Genomic DNA, 23,800 nt, shown 5'->3' on the forward strand with positions numbered 1-23,800 from the left:
TATCATATCAAGTGAACTTTAAGTCAATAGAAATCATTAATTTTTATAAAAATCCCCATCCTTTTAAGGAATGCAATTTTGTATACACTCATTTGATCCGGTCAAACATTGGTTTATTTATCCCAGGACAAAACGCCGGTGATTTCCGCCTTTTCATATCGGTCTATTTTGTAATTGAGCTTGTCCATGGTTTTTTGCATATCTTCCATTTTTTCCAAAAGTTTTCGACGTTCTTCAACCAAAAGTTCTTTTCGGGCCGTGATGGTCTCTTCACCCTGCTGGGTGAGAGCACAGTATTCAATCAGGGCTTCGATCGGAATCCCCGCGGAGCGCATGCATTTTGCCAGTTCAATCCATCCGCAGGATTCTTCGGTATAGTCTCTATTGCCACCTTTAGTTCGGTTGACAGCAGGAATTAATCCAATTCGCTCATAATAACGCAAAGTATCCTGAGAAATATCATATTTTTTACTTACTTCGGTAATGGTCATCTTTATTTTCCTCCAAATTGGTTCTGATCATTAACTGAAATCATGTCATTCAAATGTGCTGGCTACTTCTTTTAACCATTTTGTAATTTCGATATGTTGCGGACAGCTTTCTTCACACTTCTTGCATTCAATACAGTCTGACGCTTTTCCATGCGTTTTGGTATAATTTCCATAATAGACACCTTGTGTTGAAAACACTTGCTTTTTACACTGCTTCTCAGCATTATATAAAGCAAAGTATTTGGGAATAGGTATATTCATCGGACACCCCTCCACACAATACTGACAAGCTGTACATGGAATGGCGATTGATTCATTAATGATCTTCATGATATTATTGATGATATCATATTCTTCTTTAACAAAAGGTTTGAACTCCTGCATATATCCGGTGTTATCCAGTAACTGATCCATATTTGACATACCGCTTAATACGATCTTCACATTTTCCAGACTGGCTGCATAACGAATTGCCCAGGAAGAAATAGACATTCCCGGATGATAGGCTTTTAAGACTTCCGCTGCTTTGTCTGGAACCGCTGCAAGAGTGCCACCTTTAATGGGTTCCATCACTATAACCGGTTTACCATGCTTTGTGGCAATGTCATAACATTTCCCGGACTGGATGCTCTCATTATTCCAATCCATATAGTTAATCTGCAGCTGTACAAAATCCACTTCCGGATGCGCGGTCAAAATTTCATCAAGCAAATCCGCATTATCGTGATAAGAGAAGCCGATGTTTCTGATTTTCCCCGCCTCTTTTTTCTTCTGGATAAATCCAAAACTGTCCATATTTTTTGCTGTTTCATAATGGGAAACATTAAGATTATGAAGGAGATAATAGTCAAAATAATCTACGCCGCATTTTTCCAGCTGTTCGTTAAAAATTCGTTCCTGATCTTCTTTTGCTTTTAAAAACATAGTTGGCATCTTGGTGGCAACCGTAAAAGAATCTCTCGGGTGTCGTTTAACCAGGGCTTCTCTTAAAGCAATTTCACTCTTAAAGTTATGATACATATAGGCTGTATCAAAGTAGGTAAACCCTCTTTCTAAAAAGGTATCCACCATTTTATTCAGTTGCTCCGTATCAATGCTTGTTGAATCTTCCTGATTAGTTACCGGTAAGCGCATAAAGCCAAATCCCAGTTTTTTCTGTTCCATATCGGTATTCTCCTTTTTCTTTATTATTCAATATTTGTTTTATTTACCTTATCATATGGAGTCAACTCCAAGTCAATAGCCATGTTCAATAATTAAGTTTACTTTAAGCCTAGGTCCTTCATCGTGAATACCAGTCTAATAACTAGATCACCTTATAATTTGTCCATTTTTCGGAAAAATACCGCCAGACAAAAACGACGGCTTTGAAAATCCAGTCAACAAACATGGCTGCCCAGGTCCCAATCATTCCCATATTGAAATTAATACTAAAGATATAGGCTAAAAATATTCTGCAGAAGATCATGGATACGATACTGATGATCATGGGAAACTTCGCATCTCCGGATGCCCGAAAGGTTACCGGTAATGAGTAAGCCAGCGGCCAGATCAGAATCATCACAATCGCATGCCCCCAGACAATCTGGGTTGTCCACAGGGTGGCTTCCGTCGAAAGTGAATAAATATTAAGAATCAATGGCAGTAAGGCCAGAACAATGGCCGAACTGATGATCTGAGCCACATAAAGCGTGCCCATAATTTTCTTGGTATAATATTTTGCCTGTTCATAATCACCCAAACCAACACAGCGTGATATGACAACGGTCAAGCCAAGGCCAACTGCCATGCCAGGCAGCACCTCAAACATGACAATGGTTCCACCCACCGAGTTTGCCGCAATGGCAGCCGTGCCAAAGGTGGAAACCAGACTTAAGATAATGAGCCGCCCAAAATAGAACATGCCGTTTTCAAAACCTGAGGGTACCCCAATTTTCAGAATCTGTTTGATCATGGTTCCATCAAATTTGAAGCGGATTGATCTTTTCAAATACAAACAGTTATTTTTGTTCATCACCAGTGCAAGAATGATGATGGCTGCGCCCATACGGCATAACAAAGTCGGGATGGCAACGCCTGCTGTTCCCATATGGAACCCAAAAATCAACACTGTAGTCATTGCCACATTTATAACATTCATGACCAGCATCACTTTCATCGGTAATTTGGAATTGCCCATGGTTCGAAATACTGCCGCTGTCGCGTTATACAACCCCAGAAAAGGAATAGAAGCGGCAACAATTAATAAATAAGTACTGGCATGACTATAGACTTCGTCAGAGATTGCTCCGAATAAAACATGCAGTATGGCTGTTCGAAATAAATAAATCAAAACCATAATGATAGCGGAGGTAACCCCGACAAACCAAATCAGCTGGTTCGACGCTTCATTGGCCTCTTTCATCTGTTTATTTCCCATATATTGTCCGGCAACGACTGCGCCGCCTGTTGCCAATGCCGCAAAGATACTAATGAGCAGTGCCATGACAAATTCCACCAGGGAAACCCCAGATACCGCTGCTTCGCCAACATGAGCAACCAGAATGGAAGCGGTCAGTCCCACCATATATTCCAAAAATTGCTCAATGACCAGGGGGATAAATAACTTGAACAAATCATTGTTCGTAAATAAATGTTGACCCCTCTCAACTCTTTTGATCTTTAATAATGCTGTTTTCTCCAATTTTATTTCTCGCCTTTCCTCTTCAAACACTTCGCTAAGTTTACCGATGACAGAGTTGATATAACTTCCTTCCGAAAGATAATCCTTTCCGCCTTGATCGGTTATATTTGACACATTTTATAAATTGAGCTTAACATTTAGAGTGAACTCCAAGTCTACCATTTTACCAATCTGGCCTTTTTTTAAATAAAATAAAGAAGGGCAGAGTAGACTTCCCCCCCCCCTTTTTATCCAATGCTGCTCAAAATTTTCTTTCGAAAAGGCAATTTAGGATGTACTATTTTATTTCTTGACCGGGGAACCGCCAAACACCTCTGACATTTCCTTCCTGTCAAGCTTTGCATCAATCGATGCCACTTCAGCTGTTATTAACTCAATACCAGCTGCATCAGCGTTCTCATCGAAATTTTTGCTTATGCGTTTTAACCTCATTCACATTGAAATCAGCTCATAATTTCTGGTCCCAAGGCCGATGGAATCGCCATGCTCCAAAGTATGAATAGCATGTCTGGATTCCATTCTTTCAATTAAGGCTTTCCCATCTGCGGCATAGACAAGATCCACACATGCCTGATCCAGTGCGACCGGATCAAGAGACGCAAGAATTCCGATATCATCCATTTCTGGTTTTGCTGGGTGGGCATCACAATCACAGTCCACTGACAGATTATTCATTACATTGATATATACAATATTTGCTCCCATATAGTCTGCAACACCTTTTGCCGCTTCAGCCATCGATTCCAGAAAATCATCTTGTGGCGTATCAATGCCAAAACCGGTGGTCTCTGTGCCCGCACTATGAATCAGGCTTTTTCCCATTGAAGATGCGATACCGATGGACATGTTTTTGATGACACCGCCAAAGCCTCCCATGGCATGCCCTTTAAAATGCGCCAAATTAACGACAAAATCATAATTTTTAAAACTTGCGCCCACCAGATCTTCTTGTAAATGTTTTCCGCCAACAATCGGAATACTCATATAACCTTCTGCATCCATAATGTCGACCGGCGCAATTGCTGTAAAGCCGTGTTCTTCCACTACCTTGCGATGGGACTCTGTATCTGCACGTTTGCCACCATAAGCAGTATTACATTCGATAATTGTGCCGTTTACAGCCTGCACCAATGGTTGGATGAGTTTTGGTGACAGAAAATAATGGCCTCCTGGTTCACCAGAAGATATTTTCACCGCTACTTTTCCGGTGGCTTTATGATCCAGTGCTTCATAAATAGCCAGAAGTCCCTCAGTACTAATATTTTTTGTCATATAAACAACTGCTGTTTTTACGTTGTCGCTGTGCTTTTTATTTAAAATTTGTTTTATGTGAAAGCACCTCCTTTTTTTTCATTTTAGCACTTGGAGTGGACTCTAAGTCAAGGTTTAAATTGATTTATTTCTAAATTAAATCTATTTCAGCAGTACACCTCCACAGGCATTTAAAACAAATATTATAAAATTAACGTTTCATAACCATTTAGACTAAAATAAAAAATAGCCGTAAGTTATTTAAACGATTATTCCGGTCTGAGTGGCCCATAAAAGTAGGATGCTGTCGCTCCGCCATCGATCAAGAAATCCGATCCGGTGATAAAGGCGCCCCGCTCAGTCATCAGCAATTCTGCCAGATTCGCAACTTCATCGGCTGTGCCTGGACGTCCAGCTGGGCACTTAGCAAACATGTTTTTGTAAAAATCGCCTCTTGGTCCATTGAATTCATCGATAGCTAAAGGCGTTACAATAATTCCCGGCGAAATCGAATTAATCCGGGCTTTCTTTTCTCCCCAGCGAATCGCTTCAAACATCACCCGCTTTTCATTGCAACGCTTGGCCATTTGATAAGCGTGCAAGGTATCCTTGATATTCTGAGGCTGCAGCACATCCAAATCAAGCAACGCTTCTGTTGGTGTTATTGCTAATAACTCATCCATTTCTGCTCCAAGTTGAGGCATTCGATGTCCCGACTGACTGGAAATTGTTACGCCGACACCGCCGGGCGCTATGACTTTTCCCACTTCTTCAAGTAATACCGCCGTTCCATACAAATCGACCTTCAAAATAACTTCAATCGATGCCTGACTCGGTGATACCCCGGCCGAATTGATCAGTGCTGTAATTTCACCATGTTTCTGTCCTTCTGCAATCAAATTCAAAATCGATTCTCGGGACGAAATATCGGTCTCAACTGATACCACATCAAATCCGGCTTCGTTCATTATTTTTGCTATTTCATCCGCATTTTTGATGTTTTTATCGCCCACAATTATTTTCTTGCCATAACCGACTCTTCTGGCAATCGCCATTCCGATTTGCCCGGCACCTGTCCAAAGTATTACATCTTGCATTTTAATCTCTCCTTCCATAAACCAATATTACTTCCGTATAATCCTGCTCTTTCACAATTTATTTCCAATTTCATAAGCCTGCTCAAAAGCCGGATGCTTAAATACATCCCCTTTGTCCCAGGCCCCGGTTCCATAGATAATCTCCATTTCCAAAGCTTCCGGTAAACAACACAGGAATCCGCGAAACCCTGCGATTGTCTCATCAACCGCGTTCCGATTGGGATCTGCTGCGGTAACCACAAAATAAAACTGCTTGTTCTTCATTTCTTTGTAATGGGTGATACAGCGATCAATCACCATTTTCATCTGTGCATTCATCGAATAAAAATATACCGGAACCGATAGCACAATAATCTCTGCATGGATCATTTTCTGCTGAATTTCTTCCATATCATCATCTATTGCACAGACACCATTCTTAAGACAAGCATAACAAGCAAGACACGGGTTAATCTTCTGATTTCTAATTTGAATTTTCTCGGTATCATGCCCGGCTTCTTTTGCACCCTTTAAGAACTGATCACAAAGCACGTCTGAATTTCCTCCGACGCGGGGACTTGCACTAATTGCCAATACTTTCATTTTTCCTCCTTATTTAAAGCTAAATTTATCAAATCATCAATTTAATGATCGTACTAAACTGCCACACAAATACTCACTTAAACGCATCATCTGATCCTTATTTTAATCCGTTCCCTTCTAAAGTACAATTTTATTATCAGCCCTATTCCATAAGATAATCTTATGCTAAAACTATAAAAAGACTGCCTCCATAACCATGAACGCAGTCTTTTTCAGTTTCCTTTATTGAATTTAGATTTAAGTATTTCTGAGAATTCTTTAAGCTTACTAACTGAATTATTGACCTTCCAGAATGCACAATACCTTCGGTGTACTGGTGAACCTCGCTTATAAAGAGGGACCCGGGAAATGGTTGTCCCAAACTGACTCGGCCTTTCTCCACCCTCTATTGGCATAAAGCCTTTTCCACCAACAACCATCAGTCGCGCTTCTTCTAAATTATCAAAAAACAAAAAATCTCCTTTGAATCCGACAATATCGCGATAGTAAGTTTGTTCGGTTTCCCACTGATTTTGTGACGCGACTAATATACACGAGATTTTCCGAAGCTGCTCCGTCGTCACCCACTCAAAATCAGCGATTGGATTTCTGCTGGCAATCTCAATGTGACAACAACTTTCAGTCAATAACAGATTCACATACTCATCCGAAAAAGCCCGTCGTTGATCGTTCAACACCAGGTCTAACTTGCCTAAACGGAGATGATCATATAAATCCTCATGGTTTCCGGTTATAATCTGAACCGCGACATCCAGATATTTTGCCGAAAAATCAATCACCGCCAATTGGATCTCATTACCACCATAACTTTTCAAATATCCAATTCGAAGTTCTGCCTGTTCATTATGACCGATTCGCATCGTTTCTCGGCACAGTGCTTCAAATTCAGAAAGGATCACCGAACTTTTCTGGTAAAAATGTTCACCTGCTGGCGTCAGAAAAAACTTCCGTTTTTCGCGAACAATGAGTTGCACCCCCAACTCATTTTCTAATGCCTGGATCTGCTGAGAAATAGCCGACTGAGAAATAAAGCATTCTTCGGCAGCCTCGGTAAAACTTTGATTACGAACCACGGATTGAAAATACCTGATTTGCTTAAGCATGATTCTCTCGTTCTCCTCTATTTACAAACTTCAGTTTGATGGTAAATAACTGGCTCATATTATTTTGTTAATATCACGCTTACATCCCTGGGCAAAGCTAAACCGGCGGCTACTTCCACTGCTTTGGTTATTCCCATGGGAACGGGACAGGCAGCATGCCTGCAATTAACACGGCAGGCTTCATAGATAGGTCCTTCACCGATCTTGCCAAAGACACAAGCCATCCCATCAACTTCTTTTAAAGCATCATTTAATTTCTGAAAAGCGGGACAATCGGTCAAAATTTCCAGGGTAACAATGCCCTGACCAGAACTTTCTGCCTTTACCTCGGTTGTAAAACCACAAACGCCACTTGCGATTATTGCTTTTGCCATAACTTTCTCCTTAATATTGTTTCAACAAGTATTTTCATTTAGTGTATTATAGCACAATTGGTCATCAGAAAATCTTGATCTTAAGTTAATGATAATCTCCCCCTCTGATCGTTGAGAAGAAAATTATAATACGCCTCTTCACCAATGGGTTTTGAATAATAATATCCCTGCAAGCAGGTTACCCCGTGTTCATTCAGGTAGATCGCCATTTCTTCTGTTTCCACACCCTCTGCTACAATTTTGACATTCAATTGATGCAGCAACCGAATCACACTTTCTAAAATTGCATTGGCTTTCCCGCTTTCTTCTGAGAAACAAGGCCAAATTAAACTTTTATCGAGTTTTACCAGATCATATGTCACTTCTGCCATCCGGGACAGGTTGGAGTAGCCAGTTCCAAAATCGTCCATTGAAAAGCTGCAACCCATATCCCTAAGTTCATGCATATTTACCTGGAGCATTTCTCCTGACTCCACAAATGCAGTTTCTGTAATTTCCAAATTGATAAAACCCGGTGTTATTTCATATTTCTGCATAATCTTCTGCAACTGACTGGGTAGATCCGGATGCATACACTGAATACCGGATAAATTAACTTCAATATATTCAATCCCTATTTCCTGAAGGCACTTTTTACGGGCAAAAGCACAAACTTTTTCAAATACGATCTGACCCAACTCCATTATCATACCTTTTTTCTCAGCAATGGGAATAAACTCTTCCGGTGAGACAAAACCGACAGTGGTGGTATCGGTTAAGCGTACCAGTGCTTCTGCCGAAAGAAAATCCCCTGTCTTTGAATGATAAATCGGCTGATATACCATATCAAAGCCCTGGTTTGCAATAGCATCCCGAAGGATATTTTCAATAGTCGTGTAACGCATCTTTTGACTGATGATCTCCTCATCCAGAAAATGAACATTGGTATCTGACCGTGCTTCATTATGGTTTGCCATATAATTCATCATTTCATACACTTCGTCACAGCTAGACTGTTCTTTGTATACATCTGTTAAAATAACATCTATATGTGCTTTTATTGCTATGGTGTATTGTGAACAGGTGATCGGTTCTTTGATAAACATTGAGAGCTGGTTCAATTGATCCTGGATGGATTCCAGAGGTTGCTCGACTAAAAAAGTCATCACATTGCTTCGGGTATGATAAGCACTTGATAAAAAGGTGTTTCTAATCTTTTTTCGCTTGTGTTGCATGCTGAATTCATATACCTGTTTCATCATTTTTCCATGAAAATGCTCCTCAAGCTGAAATACTTCATTCATCTGATCGCCAATGATTTTTAGCACATGATTAGTGCGGTCATGTCCCACCATGGTTTGAATTTTGTTCAAATCATCAACTACTACACTCACAAGGATCAGCGATCTGTCTGCTTCTTTTTTTTCTTCCATCATCAGATGAAATGCTCTTTTGTTGAAAGTTCCCGTATCTTCATCCACATATTCCTTAGGGTTTTCAAGCGATAAGTAAATAAATAGAATCATGAGCGTAATGGTCACCCCTAACGTGAGCAGTCCATGATTGAAGAATTGAACGACCACGCCTCCAATCAAAACCATGACACCAAGTCGAATGGCAAAACGGTTATCTTTACCAATTGTATCCTTATATAAAAAAGTGTCGATAATAATCATGATGCCATAAATCAGAACAGTTAACGAGAAGGCATCAGTCATTGATCCATAAGCATAGACGTGATTATCCTCGATATAATAATTCAGTTCACCAAACACGATCATATACATCGGGAAAAGAAGCAACAAAAGACTAAATGTCAACTTTTTCCATTCCATTCGTTTCTGATTATGCCCTAGAATTTCAACATACCAGAACAAAAATGCCACAATCATGATTAGCGTTGCATAAAAAAGCTGATTGCATAATCGATTGATCAGCGGTGAAACCACGTCCATATATATGATGGTATAAACTTTAACAAGGTCAAAAAATAAATTTCCTGCTGTAAAAAAAAGCATCATTGAAAAAAAATAATTCGATAAAAGCGGTAATTTTTTATTCCTGATATGATCAGAATATACAATTATAAAAAAACATATGGTAACGATCTGAATCCTAGTGTCTAATATCATCATTTTTAACTCCATCTTTTCTTCAATAAAAATAGTGCGGCCAAAAATTATCCCGTAATTTTACCGGAACTTGTTTATTTTATATGACTCCGCTCCACTTTACAATACAATATGATAAAATTAAAGAAAAAATGGGAGAATGCGATGAAATAGGCGAGTGCCATTACTCGACAAATCGAAGGTTTAGAAGCTCTTATAATATGGCATTGTTCACACAGCTGATTGCGTTCAGGCTTCTGGGATAACCGATGAATGGCAGGCACTGTGAACGTCCTGTTTTCTTGCAAATAATTTTTTTTATACGAGCTTTTTTTATTTTACCACTTGGAGTCAACTCTAAGTCAAGTGCAAATATATTTTTTCCTTGTACGTTCATCATTTTCTCCTTCTTATCTTATGAATCGTTTGTTTCTCATAGGATTTTTGCCTTGCTATCTTCTTAATTTCTTTTGATAGCCTTATAATACGCTTCAACTATTCCTCAACGTTAATATTTTGTTAAGCTAATGTAACGTGCTGGTTTTCATGTTTTTGGGAAAAAAAAACACCGAAAATTCGGTGTGCGATTAAAAACTCGACGGCCGGTTGCTACTCCCAGCCATCCACTGTCCCATATTCGGCAGTTTTAATCAATGCTCTGACGAGACAGCCGCATAAAAATGCCAGACATTCAAACTCCAGAAATTCCGGAGCACTTTCATCAAATTGGGTTTGAATCTCAACTGGGAAATCTTCATCGGCTTCCCGAAAGATAATCTTAACCGGTATTTTGGGCAGCACTTCCAATAGCCAGCACCGGCTATTGGGTTCTCTGGAACGCTCAGATTTTCCACCTAATTTTACAATGGTTTCTGCTAATTTATTGACGTCATTTCCAAATGTTTTAATCAAGGGAGCATCCATCATGCTGGTTTTCCCGGTATCTCCGCTTGAAAAAACAGTCGTCATCCGAAAAAGGGGTTTAAATGAATAAACCGGATCACCAATGCCTTGAGATAAAACATAATGGATCAGGATGGACCGATTATTGATATTAACCGGTTTCCCATCAACCGGTGTCACCCCTGCATTACTAATGAGATAATTTCGTTTTAGAAACTCGATGATAATATCCCCTTTGGAATTAGTGTCGAGGCCAAAATGGGCAGCACTTTCCCGCAAATTACACTGAGTCAATTTTGGCAACAATGCCTCGTAAATGACATCGTAAGAGCTCAACATTGAGTATCGACTATTCATTAAACAGCACCATGCTGAAATAAGTGACAGTATTGGCACCATTATTGTAGCTGATATTTAAGGCCGGCGCCATTTGCATCACCATGATACCGTAACCTTCAGTAGCCGGATACATACACTCCGGGAAGCGGCAAGGAGCATCGGGGTAGGCACATTTTTTGCACACCGTACACCCTTCAGTCGATAGAATCAAGGCATTTTTGTCGTATCTGCGAAAAACATCCGCAACCTGATCGGTTAATGCCTCATGCTCCACTCTTGCATCCATCCAACCTTTCATGTCAAAACTGCTGGCCATTTCGGTGGCTGTGGTAAAGAGCATGGCTTTATCATAAGCTTGACATTTTTCCCTGCAAGTTTCTATGCTTCCCACTGCCGGCGGACAGGCCCAGTTTGTATTATACATGCCGCAGCCATTTCCTTCACAAAGATCCCGAACTTCTTTAGCGAAAATAATCTCTTCCGGTTTGAAAAAAACATATTCCAGAATGGGCAGTTGGGCCAGATCTTTTTCAATTTCAGTTTGCTTATTCATTGTTACCATCCTTGCTTTTAATCATTCCCATGGGATTAGAAAACTCACATGAAATGTTGGTTTGACTTAAACCGCTTCATTTTACACACATTCTCTCTTTCATCATTTATTAGTGTACTTACACGATATATCCAAAAATCAAGGCACCATGACCTCAATTTTTAATAACAAGTCTTGTAGAATTTGGCTGTCTTCCTGCCCCAGCTGTGCTTCAATCTGAGCCTGGGCCTGATTCCAATACACATGCGCCTGTTCCATTTTTTCTTTGCCCTTTATCGTTAAACAGAGTTGTCGGTTCCGGGTGCCTGGTTGGGCAATATCATGAATCAAGTCTAAGTGTTCAAGGGGTTTTAAATTGCGGACCAATGTGGTGCGGTCCAATCGGATTTCTGCGGCCAACGCACTGACACTCACTGGCTCCATTGCATGAATGTGCTTCAAAATTGAAAACTGGCTGATGCTAATTTGACTGGGCACCAGATAATGGTCGTAGATTTCTGTTATCGCCTGAGATGCGCGCCGCATGTTGAGACAGTTACAAACTGACGATTTTTTATTTTCATTTTCTGTTATCATATGATCATCCTTATTTTTAGTGTATATACACGTTTATTATACATAAGTGTTGATCTTTTGTAAAGTTTCTTTGATAATTTATTCAAATTAAAAATATTATAATTTTTATAATCTCTAGTTATTAATGTTCATTGGCTTCCATTACCTTATTGATCATGCCCATGGCACCACCGGTTACTACACTATTTTTTCCTAATGCTTTCATCATTTTCTCCTTTAATATGCAAATTATAGTTTAAAGCCATTCTTGTCTTTATTCTTTTTTATTTCTTTTGATAACCATATATTACGCTTCAACTATTCCTTAACGTTAATATTTTATTAAGCTAATGTTAAATTGACAGTCTATATGATTTTTTTAAAATACTGCATTATTCCAAATCTTGTTTCAACTCATGAAACTATTAACTTTACTGGATCAATTCTCATTTTTTGCAAATAAAGGCAGCTACTATTCGGTTCAAAATTAAGAACTGGATGAAAAATAATTTCACCAATCCGACAACTCATCCCATTTGTCTGATATAAAAAAGCAACCTGGAATTATTCACAAACCTAGATAGTTCAAGAATAATTCGAAGTTACTTAAGTAAATTGATTGATCATATCTTTGATAACTGTTGCTGTTTCACTTGCAATGCGATGGCATGCTTTTTATTTGAGCATCCACCACTTTTTTTTTAAATATTCAGTTTTGTTCGTTTACCATCAGATACCTGACTGGAAACAGGGTTTCTTCATCATCCTCATCATCTAAGGTTGTTATACAGGTTCCACATTCTTTATCCACAACACATCGCACTTTATCCAGTTTTTCTTCCATCAGAAAAGGAGAATGGGCAGTGATCATGATTTGATAATTTGAAGAAAGTTTTCCAATGAGTCGCATCAGATCTTTTTGAGCAATGGAATGGAGATTCAAGCCCGGCTCATCTAACAAGAATATATAGGGACTAGCGCTATTATCCTTTTCAATGGCACTAAACCAAACCCAGAATGAGAAAAACCAGTTAAATCCCCGACTCCGATTTTCCAGAGGAAGTGATACCATCTTTTTCAGATTTTGAACCCGAATTTCCAGAAAGGTCTCAAAGGACGGCGATATCTCCGCATTTTTTCGTCCTATAAACCCAAGGAACTTTTTCTTTTTGTTAATATTTTCATGATCTATTTCTTCTCGGATAATTTCAAACTCAATACGTAAATTCTGGTTAGTTCGCCAATATTTTAATAATTCTTTTGTCATATTCGCTTGTGTAATTTCTATTTCTGTTTTATATGTTTCAAAATCTTGAGCATGCAACACCTCATCCAGATCAATGTCTGCCAGTTTCAAAAACATCTTTGCTGTTTTTTCCGCTTCAGTCAGATTTTCTTCTTTTAAAAGACGGTTCAAGGAAACTCTGGAAGGCAATAGATGATAATCCCCATAATACATAAATTTGGGAATATCTGGTTGTAAATACCTTCTAAATACATATTCATTAATCGGATTGTCCCATTCATGAGGGTTTTCAAAAAACCTTTCAATATTTTCCAGTGAGGTAATCTCCTCAACTGACGCATCAGGTAATACTATTTTCATGAAATCCTGAAAGCCTTCAGCATGTCTGATATTTGCCAGCTTTTTTCGATATTTCAGGATATTCCCATCCACTTGAGAGGCGTAGGCCTCCCAAAAAGCTAATGGCTGGTATTCAAAAGCATTATCGATGATCTGATGTTTTCCAAGATAATTCGTGATTCTTGAAAATCCTATTCCCTCAACCGGCAGAAGCATTTCGAGTTTTATTTCTTCTTGTAATTCCGCCGAAACGTGATAATGGAGGGTTACCGCTAATGGGCTTCCAACGGTCTTGTCAAGGTTTCTTTTGTTACTTCGCGGATAGTCGAAAGTCGGATTATAAGCATATTTAGAATCACAACTATCAAAATAGTTGGATTTTGCCAGAGCCTCCAGGACACTGGTCTTACCTGCTTCATTTTTCCCCATCAATAAGGTGATATCTTTTTCAATCTCAAAAGTCTGCTCGGTTTCAATGCATTTATACTGATGAATCGTTGCTCTTATTAAGTTAATCCTCATTTTTGACATCCTTTCCTAATTTTTTCGAATCAAATTGAGTAGCTTTTCAACTATTCCTGGTTTTGTTGTCACTGCTTCTGCCACTTTTGTTTCTTTTGGTATTTTCACACCATCAGCAGATAATGCAAACGAAACTTTTCCCATATGTGTGTTTTGAGAAGATACATAGGATACCGGCACATCAGTAGTTGGTACTGCATTGATAGTCACATCATCCATCTCAAAATTTTTAACTTCAGTTGTCACTTCATAGTCCGCATCTGTTCCAGGCATCACCACAAAAGTCAGGTTCTCATCAGAACCGGCATCCGACAGTATCGCCCCATTTGCTTCGATATTCTTACATTTCTCCGTATCAAGGTTTATCCCAATCTGAAGCCGATAGTTATTGTAAAAAACATCATTAATTTGAGCTGGGTTTTTCTGTTCTTTTATATGCATTTTCAGATTTCCATCAGCTCCTGTCAATTCATCCTGCTTCACGCTCTTACCATCCAGGGTATAGGAAATTTCAAATTTCCAGGGCAATTGTGCATTGTTAAGTTCACCTTGATAAAAGTATTTTCCATTTTCTGCATTAAAGCTATGTTCGTCCTCGTCATTTTTAATAGCATCCAGATTGGTAAGATTTTTAACCGCTGCATAATCACCATAATCTGTTATTTCCCCTTCTTTTGTAACTGTAAAGGTATTGACAACATACGAATTTATCATTTTTCCTTCATAATCCAATGCCACATATACATTTTCATTTTTTGAATAGTCTGCATCTGAAGCAGCAAAAACACCAGTTACAAATGACAGAGCCATTCCAACCGTTATCACCCCTATGGTGATTCCTTTAACAATTTTCTTTTTATTCATTATTATTTCCTCCAGTTATCCATGATACCGAATCATCAACATCATCTCCTATATTCACCAACATCGTTTCTCCCGATAAAACCGGTATTCGCTCTTTTTTTTCCTTTTTTTTCAACTGTCCATCTTGTCTGTTATCTTTTTCACCACTCTGATAAAAGTCTGATTTCCAAGTGGTCAAAGGAATCAGTTTATCAGAAATCAACAACAATGCCGGCAAGAACAAACTCACCAGAACCAATGGTATCAGAGCCCCTCTTCCGATGAGAACACCAAGAGCCGAAACCATCGCATTGGTTGATACCAGAGCTAGTGAAAAACCTGCGAATGCAAGAATGGCTGCAGAAACCAAAATTGCCGGAATGACATCCGTCACTGATTTCTCCATTGCCTTTTTAGCAGACATCTGCTTGCGATTTTTCATGTAATGATCCGTCAGCAGAATTGCATAATCAATCGTGGCACCCATCTGTAAAGCACTCACCACCAGAAATCCAATATAAATTAGACTGCTGCCGGTAAAGTAAGGTACCGCCATGTTAATCCAAATAGCACATTTTATGGTCAGAATCAACAAAATAGGAATTAACCAGGACCGGAACATCACCGCAAGTATGATAAAAATTGAAAGGATCGTCAAAACACTGACTACTTTATTATCACTTTCCACCGTATTCTTCATATCATAGAGATTAGCGCTCTGCCCACAGGACAAGGTTTTATCGCCGTAATAAGTAGCCGCATCCTCACGTATATTTTTGACCAGATCAAACGATTCACTACTCTCATCAGGTAAATCTGAATAAATAAACATCCGAGCATAATTGTCCGAATAAAAATTGTCGGTAACGATATCTGGCACCACTGTTTCCGGAATTTTATTTCCAATCTCCGTGGTATAAGAAGTCACTTTGCTTACATAATCCATTTTTTTAATGTCATCTGCAAGCAGCATTTCTTTTGTACTGTCACCCTTAGGAACAAGCAGTACAAGAACATTATCAACTCCAAATTTTTCGTCAATTGTCTGTGTTGCAATGGAATGACCTGAGGTATCACCACTTCCATAAATGAATTGATTTTCACTTTGTCCCATGTAACAAAAAAACGAAACAATGGCAATAATCAAAAAAATGGGGATATGCCTTTTAACCGCCAGTTTTCCAACCTTTTTAAAGCTCGGGAGAAAAGATTTGTGTCTAGTCTTATCAATCCACTTATTTAAAAGCAGAATCATAGCCGGTAAAAATGTCAAACAAAATACCAGACTCAACGTCACTCCTTTTACCAGACTGATTCCCATATCTGGGCCAATTTTAAAATTCATAGCTATCAATGCCATAAATCCAAAGATGGCGGTGAACGCACTGGCCACGATTGTCGCAGTCGAATCTTTCATGGCCAGTTTCATAGCTTTGGTATCATTTTCTTCGGTTTTTCTTCGCGCTGCAAAACTCGTTGAAAGAATCACCGCATAGTCCAGTGAAACTGCCATCTGAAGAATCGGTACAACAGCCAAAGTGACATATGATATTTCTCCCCGAAAAATTTCCGTTCCGAGATTCAATAAAACAGCGGCACCCATAACCGTTAGATAAATAAAGGGTTCAATCCAACTGGTTGTGGCAAGTATCAGAATTAATATGATCAGCGGTCCCAACAAGCAAATTGCCTTGATGGATTGAGACGACGCCATCCGTTGAGCATCAGCCTGTTCAACAGCAGGCCCCGACATCATCACCTTGTCTCCCAACAGCGACTGAATCTGATCGGTGACTGCCTGTTCCTTTCCATCTGCAATGGCAACCGAAAAGAGGACATCCCCATCTTTATAATAATCATCAACCATTGCCTGATCCTGGGTTTCCAATGGCACATGGATATCCACTACGTCATCCAGCCAATTAACTTTTTCCACCCCGTCGATCCCTTCAATCTGGGATTTAAGCGTCATACCCTCTTCAATGCTCACATTTTCCATTAATACATTACAATTGGGGATAGCCTCACCAAATTCGTTTTTCAATGTATTAAGTGCAATGGTAGAATTGGCATCCGCCGGCAGATAATCCGTCATGTTATAATTGATACCTACCTGAAAAAAGCACAGGGCAGAAATCAGTGTCAGTATAAGAGCTATCAGCACAATGCCTTTTTTATGTTTTACAATACTTTCAGTAAATCGTTCCACTTTGTTCCTCCTTTTTCATTAAATGAATCAGGTCTTGTGAAAACAACCGGGTTCGACCTTTCTTTCTATGCCTCCTTATTCAGTGTTCAACTTTTTGGTTTGTCTAATCCGGACTATTTTCATCTGCCCCTTCACAGAGCATAGTATAACCTCGATAGGTAACATCAATGTAAAATTCACTTTTTTTGAATACGTTTAAAATCTTGTTTTTATCTTTCAAAATATTGCTATTATAAAGTACTTTTGCTTAAACAGTTTACATAAGTGTTACTTTAATAAGGTATAATGTAAAAATCTAAATTTATCCACAGGAGAAAATGAATGCACTTCAATAAGAATGCATTTTTCAGGAGATTTTATGGCAACTATTCTTATTACAGAAGACGATATGAATATTCAATTACTGATGACTGAACGACTTACCCCATTTTATACTATTCTTTGCGCCAATAACGGCGAAGAAGCCCTAACCATTATTGAAACTCAACCGATTGATTTGTTGATTACCGATATTATGATGCCTGCGATGGACGGATTTGAACTCTTGAAAACGCTGCGACAAGACAACTATCGACTTCCCGTGCTGATTCTTACTGCGAAACAATCCATCGAAGATAAACAAACTGGTTTTTCATTTGGTACTGATGATTATCTAACAAAACCGGTTAATTATGATGAGCTCCGCTGGCGCATTGACGCGTTGCTGCGCCGAGCCAATATCGCCAATGAAAAAATAATCCGAATTGCCGATATCGTTATCGACCAATCCGGCTATACCTTTTTTAAAGGAGACCGACAAATAGAACTTAACAAAAAAGAATTTGAATTGCTTTTTAAATTTCTTTCTTATCCCGGAGTGATCTTTACAAAGAATCAGCTTCTGGATGATATCTGGGGTTTTGACTCAGAAAGCAGTGAAGATACTGTTAAAACCCATATCAGCCGCCTACGAAATCAAGTTACCGAATTTAATGAATTCCAGATTATTACCATTAAAGGGCTGGGCTACAAAGGAGTTATTTATGAATAATGAATCCAAAACAAAAAGGAACACTTCTCAGCATATCACCCTTTGGTTAGTCATTCCATGCCTGTTGATTATCGCCGGCTCAGTTTGCATTGCTGCCTTCGTGGACTATATTGCCAATGTTTGGGTTTATCACAATCCAAACTATCATCCCATTACAGCCCTTGGCATGATTGTTCCCATGGAAATTCTGATGGGCAGTCTCTATTTTCTCTTTTCAAAACTGTTTTACCGCTATACTGCTAATCTGGCCAATGCCATTGCAAAAATTGCAAATGGAGAATTTAATGTCATGCTATCTGAAAATCGAGGCGGTCCTTTAAAGGAAGTCTATCAGAATTTCAATCTAATGAGCAAAGAACTTATGGGGGTTCAAACTTTACGCAACGACTTTATCAATGACTTTTCGCATGAATTCAAGACACCTTTATCGTCCATCAATGGATTTGCCAACCTCCTGCTTGAAGACAATCTCACTCCCGAACGTGAGCAACAATATTTAACGATCATCGCCAAAGAAAGTGCCCGACTAGCCGACCTGACCCAAAGCCAGTTGCTACTTTCAAAGATCGAATCGCAGCAGATCATCGTCAATAAAACGCCTTATTCCCTTGATGAACAAATTCGGCAATGTGTGATCATTCTCACTTCAAAATGGGAAGCAAAGCAATTGGATCTTTCTCTTGAACTGACGCCCATTACCTACACCGGCGATACTGCTTTATTGCAGCATCTTTGGCTTAATCTTTTAAGCAATGCCATCAAATACACACCAGATCATGGTGAAATCTCCATTAGTTCCAAAGTTGAAAAGGGGTATGTTCATGTAAGTATTTGCGATACCGGAATCGGGATAACCCAATCGGAAATGGATCAGATTTTCAACAAATATTACCAATCCAATCCGACTTATGCGACAAAAGGTCTGGGCCTTGGCCTTTGCATTGTTAAACGTATCATTACTCTATGCAACGGATCCCTCCATGTTGAAAGCTCACCCGGTTCCGGAAGTGTCTTTACCGTAACACTGCCTTTATAATAAAGATTTGTAGGATTTTATGTCCGTCTAGACCATTATTCATTTAACAAAGAATCTCTTGGGGTCTTAAAGCTAATCTTCTTTGACACATTAAATTCAAGTTCAACTTCCGCCAAAACTTTAATTAAAGCCTGAATATAGATTTCTGTTTCAAAACTCTGTAATAAATCAACGGTGATAAAAGCAAGTAGAAGAAAGCATATATTTTTTATATGATAAATTGTCAATTTTAGGATGTCACAAAAAATAAACAGCACTAGCGCTTATCAGCGACCAGTACTGTTTATTTTTTACATAATGAAAAGATTAAACTAACCTATACTTAAATATCTTTTTTAGTGTTTTAGAAAAAAATGGCTAGTTTATTATAACCGATCCACATGATACTTTGATTTCAGACAGACATTTTCAGCTGATTGACTCGTTTACAATATGCCTGTTTATAAAATCAGCAATGATAGCAAGGGCTCTAACTGTATCTTCTCCTTTGTTATAGGTAAAACCATGCGCCATATTTTCGAACTCAACCTTTTCCACTGAAACACCAGCTTGTTCTAAAAGTGTCGCATATTTTACTCCCTCGTCATGTAGGGAATCAAATCCCGCTACAATCAGTAATGCCGGCGGAAGTCCAATAAGCTGTTCCTGAGTTGCATACACCGGAGAAACATGTGGATGCGCTCTTTGCTCCGGCTTTGCATAGGAGGTATCAAAGATTGTAGCTTGTTCTGGTGGGATACATTTTTCAGGCTGAGGTTTAGCATAAGCAGATACGTCTAAATCCAATGGCGGATAATCCAGCATCTGGAAAATATACGTCATATCGCTTCGTTCCTTTGCTATCATACATTCAACCGTTGCCAGATTTGCACCGGCGCTATGTCCTCCGATTCCAATCCGGGTTGAGTCGATGCCAAACGCTTCAGCGTGATTAAAATAATATTGAACAACTTCATGCACCGCTTCAACCGCGGCGGGATATGGGAAGTCAGGTGCTTTAGGATAGTCGATACTTATTATTTTAACCCCGGTTTTTTCGCGAAAATATAGGTTCATATCATCGTCCACTTGGGCAATCATCAGGACAAATCCGCCGCCGTGCATATCTACATACAGTGGAGCAGGTGTTTTATCCTGAAATCCGTATTCGATCACCTTGACCACGCCCTGAGAAGTTTTCACTTTGCGAAAACTTCGTTCCGATGTTCGCTTTAAGGGCTTTAATCGAAATAGAATCTTTGATGCCCACATCATAATACGGGCTTTTCTTAACATCTTTTTTGCTGTCATACGCTATAAAAATAAGCTTTTCGCTATTTATGACGAATAAGCTTTACCACCTTTCAAATTATTATATAAAGTGTCTACATTTTAAGTGTCATATTAACAAACCACCGACATATCAGATAGCAAGAAGACTGCTTAAAGTATATTTGAATGTAGAGTTTGGATGACTATGCATTTTACCATAATATTCATATAAACGCACTCAAAATAACAACCACTTTGAAGCGCTTGTCGGTTTGACTCGCTCTTAACGTGCTGCCACCTCCACCACAATTGCAGGGAACTTCTTAGGATGTAACAAGCGAGAGTAACACAAATTGAGCTGGATCAGATTGAAAAAGCCATGAATATTTAAAACTAATATTGACAATTCCAGTTATATTTTTTCATTGGATTAACACCGGATGCGACAAGTCCGCCATCACACAAGATGTCAACACCAGTCAGATAGCCCGCTCTGGCACTGGCGCAGTAGGCAAATAAACTCGCAATTTCATCCACCTGTCTAAAACCTTGTTGCTGTAACTCCAAAACGGCAGTATCTAATTTCTTTACCGTTCTTCCACATATGATAATGTCGTGATCTTTTCCCATTAACCTGGCAGTGGCAAGTCCCATACCACTGCCGCCGCCGGTAATTACACATATATTTTTCATTTTATACCTTTCTTTTAGCTAAAGCTTTATTTTGTTAAATTATATCTGATTTTTTTATCATCATTTGATTATTAATGTTCATTGGCTGCCATGACCTTATTGATCATACCCATGGCAAAAACTGAACTGATTTTGTATAATATATTCATGACATTGCAATCTTTTCCAATATAAGCACGGAGTTTTTTCTTTTCCATCGATTTGATGATCAGTTCTGCCGCTTTTTCAGGTGTTAGTAACATATTAGTATTGCTGTTCTCGGCTGACACTTTATTTGAGATATTTGAGTTCTTCTTAATATCCGTCGCAATACCACCGGGAATGACCACCGATACGTTGACATTTGTGTCTCTTAATTCTGAAGACAATCCTTCGGTCAGTAATTTTACCGCCGCTTTGGATGCTCCGTAGACACTTTGCCCCGGTACTGGTAAGAACCCGCCCATACTTGAAACATTGACAATATGTGCCTCCGGTCGTTTCAGCAAATAGGGCAAAAATGCTTTGACCATATATAAGGTTCCGTAGAAATTAATATTCATTACGCGTTCAATGCGATCCATTTCCAATTCATTCAGATGAACAAAAGGCTGAATGATACCGGCATTGTTAATAATGCCGTCGATTATTCCGTACTTTTCTATGGCATTCTTAACAAAAGCAAAAACCGCCTCTTTATTCGAAATATCGACCACTTCGGTAAACAGTTTTGGATTTTTTCCGGCAATTCCTACCGTTTCCTCCAGAGCATCCGGGTTAATATCTACTGCCACTACCATCGCGCCCTTGTTCAGCAGCTGTAAAACCAACTCTCTTCCAACACCATTTCCGCCTCCGGTAACGACAATATTTTTTCCTTGTACTTTCATCATGCTCTCCTTTAATTTGTAAATTATAGTTTAATGACCTTCTTGTCTTTTTTTTTATTTCTTTTGATAACCACATATTACGCTTCAACTATTCCGCAACGTTAATATTTTGTTAAGATTGTGTTAAAGTGAACACTTTTATTTTTTTTGCAAAAAAAAACACCGAAAATTCGGTGTGAAATTGAGAACTGGATAATAGCGGACTACTTCTAAGATTTCAGTAATCGTCTGGGATGCCCGCTTCATATTGAGATAATTACATACTGAGCTATACGCAGTCTTTCAACCGGTATTATCTGATTGATTTCTTGCTTGTTCCATTTTCTGTTCCTTTTTATCTGTATACATCTGTTCATCAGCAATTTGAAGCAATGCATCAATATTATCACCATCTTCCGGGAATAATGCCGTGCCGATGCTTACAGCTATTTTGACCGGGTAATTGGCTAGGTGAAATTCATTTTCAAAACTGTTTGAAAGTCGTTCCCGAGCATGCTGGAGTACAGTTCTGTCTTCTATATCCGGCATGATAATGAGAAATTCATCGCCGCCCAGTCGAAAAACGGCCTCTTCTATCCGAGTGCTTTCGATTAAAACCCGGGCTGTTTCAACAAGAACCAGATCACCAACGTTGTGGCCATAGGTGTCATTGATTTTTTTGAAATGATTTAAGTCCATACTAATAAACCCGACCTGCCGATTATTTCTCTTGGCTGCTGCCAAAACCATGGTCTGATATTCATTTAAATAATGCCGGTTGAAAAGACCGGTCAGGGAATCATGGCTGGACAGAATGCGCAATTGATCATTTGTTTTTACAGCTCTATGTGTTAATAGACCCGCCCCGGCGGCGATTAACACTGATAGCAAAATGGCACTCCAAAAAATGAACTGATTATTTTCCCACCCATCTCTGGGTGATACGGCAACCTTCCAGTCAACAAAGGTCGGATCGATATCAAAGGTTAGCGGTGATTCTCCAACCGCACTCATGGAGCCATAAAATGGCACCGTTTTATTTTGATCATTAAAGATAGCGACATTTAATCCGGCATCTTCTGCATAGGCATTAATGTCTTCAATGATTTTATCCCCTTTCAGCACGATACTGATCTGTCCCCAATAACCGGTATCCTTTCTGACGATGGGAAGACGGATAATAAAACCAGTTCCCCCCTGAATCAGATCAACCGGTCCCTGGACGATCGGTACCAGTTCATTTTTAACCTTAAGGACCAAATCTTTCTGACTCTCAGACTTGGATAAGTCAACTCCGATTGCTGCTGTATTTCCTTCCTTTGGATAATTCCAGATGATGGTCGTATCCTGACATACCCCAATGTTCCTGATTTGATTTTCGTTTTGAGATAAGAGATTATTAAGATATGTATAGGCCTGCTCTTCATCCAGTCCTGGATTCACTTGGATATAAGCCTCAAAACCTTGAACCAGCGTTTTGTTTGTGAAAATCAACTGTTCCACCTGACTTTTAAAATCCATGAAATTATCGGTGGTTTTCAATGTTTCCTGCTGTTTTATGTTATTCAAGAACATCCCAATGATCAGCAAAAAAACCGTCAGGAGAAAAAAGGATACCGCTATTGAAATGAATAGTGCAAGTTTCTTTTTAAAAAGGCTTTTATTCTGATCCATCCGTTTTTCTCCTGTAATTCGTTTGAAATTTTGACCACTTAAGTTTAACATCAAAAACGAATAAATGCTATAATTTTAATACATTAAT

At 39.0% G+C, this 23,800-nt stretch carries 23 protein-coding genes; 2 read left to right on the top strand and 21 right to left on the bottom strand.

What is annotated here, in order from left to right:
- Positions 1-113 precede the first annotated feature (113 nt).
- The 17 genes from FZC41_RS02740 to FZC41_RS02815 form a co-directional block, all read right to left on the bottom strand.
- On the bottom strand, positions 114-491 hold the full coding sequence (locus FZC41_RS02740; protein ID WP_148565852.1) for a MerR family transcriptional regulator: 378 nt from the start codon (positions 489-491) through the stop codon (positions 114-116).
- Positions 492-536: 45 nt separating this feature from the next.
- Positions 537-1,655 (bottom strand): aldo/keto reductase, encoded by a 1,119-nt coding sequence (locus FZC41_RS02745; RefSeq protein ID WP_148565853.1) that lies wholly within the window; start codon positions 1,653-1,655, stop codon positions 537-539.
- Between the two features lie 142 nt (positions 1,656-1,797).
- The gene (locus FZC41_RS02750) at positions 1,798-3,174 is read right to left on the bottom strand and encodes an MATE family efflux transporter (RefSeq protein WP_205737052.1); all 1,377 of its coding nucleotides are present in this window, start codon (positions 3,172-3,174) and stop codon (positions 1,798-1,800) included.
- Between the two features lie 282 nt (positions 3,175-3,456).
- Positions 3,457-3,606: a hypothetical protein gene (locus FZC41_RS17200; protein ID WP_170253820.1), complete on the bottom strand. Its 150-nt coding sequence runs from the start codon at positions 3,604-3,606 to the stop codon at positions 3,457-3,459.
- Positions 3,607-4,446, bottom strand: a complete 840-nt coding sequence (locus FZC41_RS02755) for a DUF362 domain-containing protein (RefSeq protein WP_148565854.1) — start codon at positions 4,444-4,446, stop codon at positions 3,607-3,609.
- A gap of 248 nt (positions 4,447-4,694) precedes the next feature.
- Positions 4,695-5,522 carry an SDR family oxidoreductase gene (locus FZC41_RS02760; RefSeq protein ID WP_148565855.1) on the bottom strand — a complete coding sequence of 276 codons (828 nt, stop codon included), beginning with the start codon at positions 5,520-5,522 and terminating at the stop codon, positions 4,695-4,697.
- 51 nt (positions 5,523-5,573) lie between these two features.
- Complete coding sequence (locus tag FZC41_RS02765) at positions 5,574-6,104, bottom strand: flavodoxin family protein (RefSeq protein WP_148565856.1); 531 nt, start codon at positions 6,102-6,104, stop codon at positions 5,574-5,576.
- Between the two features lie 212 nt (positions 6,105-6,316).
- The gene (locus FZC41_RS02770) at positions 6,317-7,207 is read right to left on the bottom strand and encodes a LysR family transcriptional regulator (protein WP_207725026.1); all 891 of its coding nucleotides are present in this window, start codon (positions 7,205-7,207) and stop codon (positions 6,317-6,319) included.
- A gap of 59 nt (positions 7,208-7,266) precedes the next feature.
- Positions 7,267-7,581, bottom strand: coding sequence for a DUF6951 family protein (locus FZC41_RS02775; RefSeq protein ID WP_148565858.1), 315 nt, complete (start codon positions 7,579-7,581; stop codon positions 7,267-7,269).
- Positions 7,582-7,661: 80 nt separating this feature from the next.
- Positions 7,662-9,695 carry an EAL domain-containing protein gene (locus tag FZC41_RS02780; protein WP_186855133.1) on the bottom strand — a complete coding sequence of 678 codons (2,034 nt, stop codon included), beginning with the start codon at positions 9,693-9,695 and terminating at the stop codon, positions 7,662-7,664.
- Between the two features lie 190 nt (positions 9,696-9,885).
- Positions 9,886-10,071, bottom strand: a complete 186-nt coding sequence (locus FZC41_RS17500; RefSeq protein ID WP_186855134.1) for a hypothetical protein — start codon at positions 10,069-10,071, stop codon at positions 9,886-9,888.
- A gap of 209 nt (positions 10,072-10,280) precedes the next feature.
- The gene (locus FZC41_RS02790) at positions 10,281-10,931 is read right to left on the bottom strand and encodes a DUF3786 domain-containing protein (protein ID WP_170253822.1); all 651 of its coding nucleotides are present in this window, start codon (positions 10,929-10,931) and stop codon (positions 10,281-10,283) included.
- The gene (locus tag FZC41_RS02795) at positions 10,924-11,466 is read right to left on the bottom strand and encodes a DUF2284 domain-containing protein (RefSeq protein WP_148565861.1); all 543 of its coding nucleotides are present in this window, start codon (positions 11,464-11,466) and stop codon (positions 10,924-10,926) included. The genes FZC41_RS02790 and FZC41_RS02795 overlap by 8 nt, the downstream gene beginning before the upstream one ends.
- A gap of 138 nt (positions 11,467-11,604) precedes the next feature.
- Positions 11,605-12,042, bottom strand: coding sequence for a MarR family winged helix-turn-helix transcriptional regulator (locus FZC41_RS02800; protein ID WP_148565862.1), 438 nt, complete (start codon positions 12,040-12,042; stop codon positions 11,605-11,607).
- Between the two features lie 688 nt (positions 12,043-12,730).
- On the bottom strand, positions 12,731-14,128 hold the full coding sequence (locus FZC41_RS02805; protein ID WP_170253823.1) for an AAA family ATPase: 1,398 nt from the start codon (positions 14,126-14,128) through the stop codon (positions 12,731-12,733).
- Between the two features lie 15 nt (positions 14,129-14,143).
- Positions 14,144-14,992: a hypothetical protein gene (locus FZC41_RS02810; protein WP_148565864.1), complete on the bottom strand. Its 849-nt coding sequence runs from the start codon at positions 14,990-14,992 to the stop codon at positions 14,144-14,146.
- Positions 14,985-17,180 (bottom strand): efflux RND transporter permease subunit, encoded by a 2,196-nt coding sequence (locus tag FZC41_RS02815; protein ID WP_148565865.1) that lies wholly within the window; start codon positions 17,178-17,180, stop codon positions 14,985-14,987. The genes FZC41_RS02810 and FZC41_RS02815 overlap by 8 nt, the downstream gene beginning before the upstream one ends.
- A gap of 358 nt (positions 17,181-17,538) precedes the next feature.
- Between FZC41_RS02815 and FZC41_RS02820 the strand changes: the two genes are divergently transcribed.
- Entirely contained in the window at positions 17,539-18,210 is a 672-nt protein-coding gene (locus tag FZC41_RS02820) for a response regulator transcription factor (protein ID WP_148565866.1), read from the top strand.
- Positions 18,203-19,246 (top strand): sensor histidine kinase, encoded by a 1,044-nt coding sequence (locus FZC41_RS02825; RefSeq protein ID WP_170253824.1) that lies wholly within the window; start codon positions 18,203-18,205, stop codon positions 19,244-19,246. Before FZC41_RS02820 ends, FZC41_RS02825 begins: the two co-directional genes overlap by 8 nt.
- A gap of 408 nt (positions 19,247-19,654) precedes the next feature.
- On the opposite strand, the gene FZC41_RS02830 is transcribed toward FZC41_RS02825, so the two are convergent.
- From FZC41_RS02830 to FZC41_RS02850, 4 genes are all read right to left on the bottom strand, one after another.
- Complete coding sequence (locus tag FZC41_RS02830) at positions 19,655-20,428, bottom strand: alpha/beta hydrolase (protein ID WP_170253825.1); 774 nt, start codon at positions 20,426-20,428, stop codon at positions 19,655-19,657.
- 462 nt (positions 20,429-20,890) lie between these two features.
- On the bottom strand, positions 20,891-21,190 hold the full coding sequence (locus tag FZC41_RS02840; RefSeq protein WP_148565869.1) for an SDR family NAD(P)-dependent oxidoreductase: 300 nt from the start codon (positions 21,188-21,190) through the stop codon (positions 20,891-20,893).
- Positions 21,191-21,261: 71 nt separating this feature from the next.
- The gene (locus tag FZC41_RS02845; RefSeq protein WP_243136644.1) at positions 21,262-22,062 is read right to left on the bottom strand and encodes an SDR family NAD(P)-dependent oxidoreductase; all 801 of its coding nucleotides are present in this window, start codon (positions 22,060-22,062) and stop codon (positions 21,262-21,264) included.
- A 279-nt stretch (positions 22,063-22,341) separates the two neighbouring features.
- Positions 22,342-23,712: a diguanylate cyclase domain-containing protein gene (locus tag FZC41_RS02850; RefSeq protein WP_170253826.1), complete on the bottom strand. Its 1,371-nt coding sequence runs from the start codon at positions 23,710-23,712 to the stop codon at positions 22,342-22,344.
- Between the last annotated feature and the right edge of the window lie 88 nt (positions 23,713-23,800).

It is taken from the genome of Acetobacterium paludosum (assembly GCF_008086595.1).
GTDB lineage: Bacteria > Bacillota > Clostridia > Eubacteriales > Eubacteriaceae > Acetobacterium > Acetobacterium paludosum.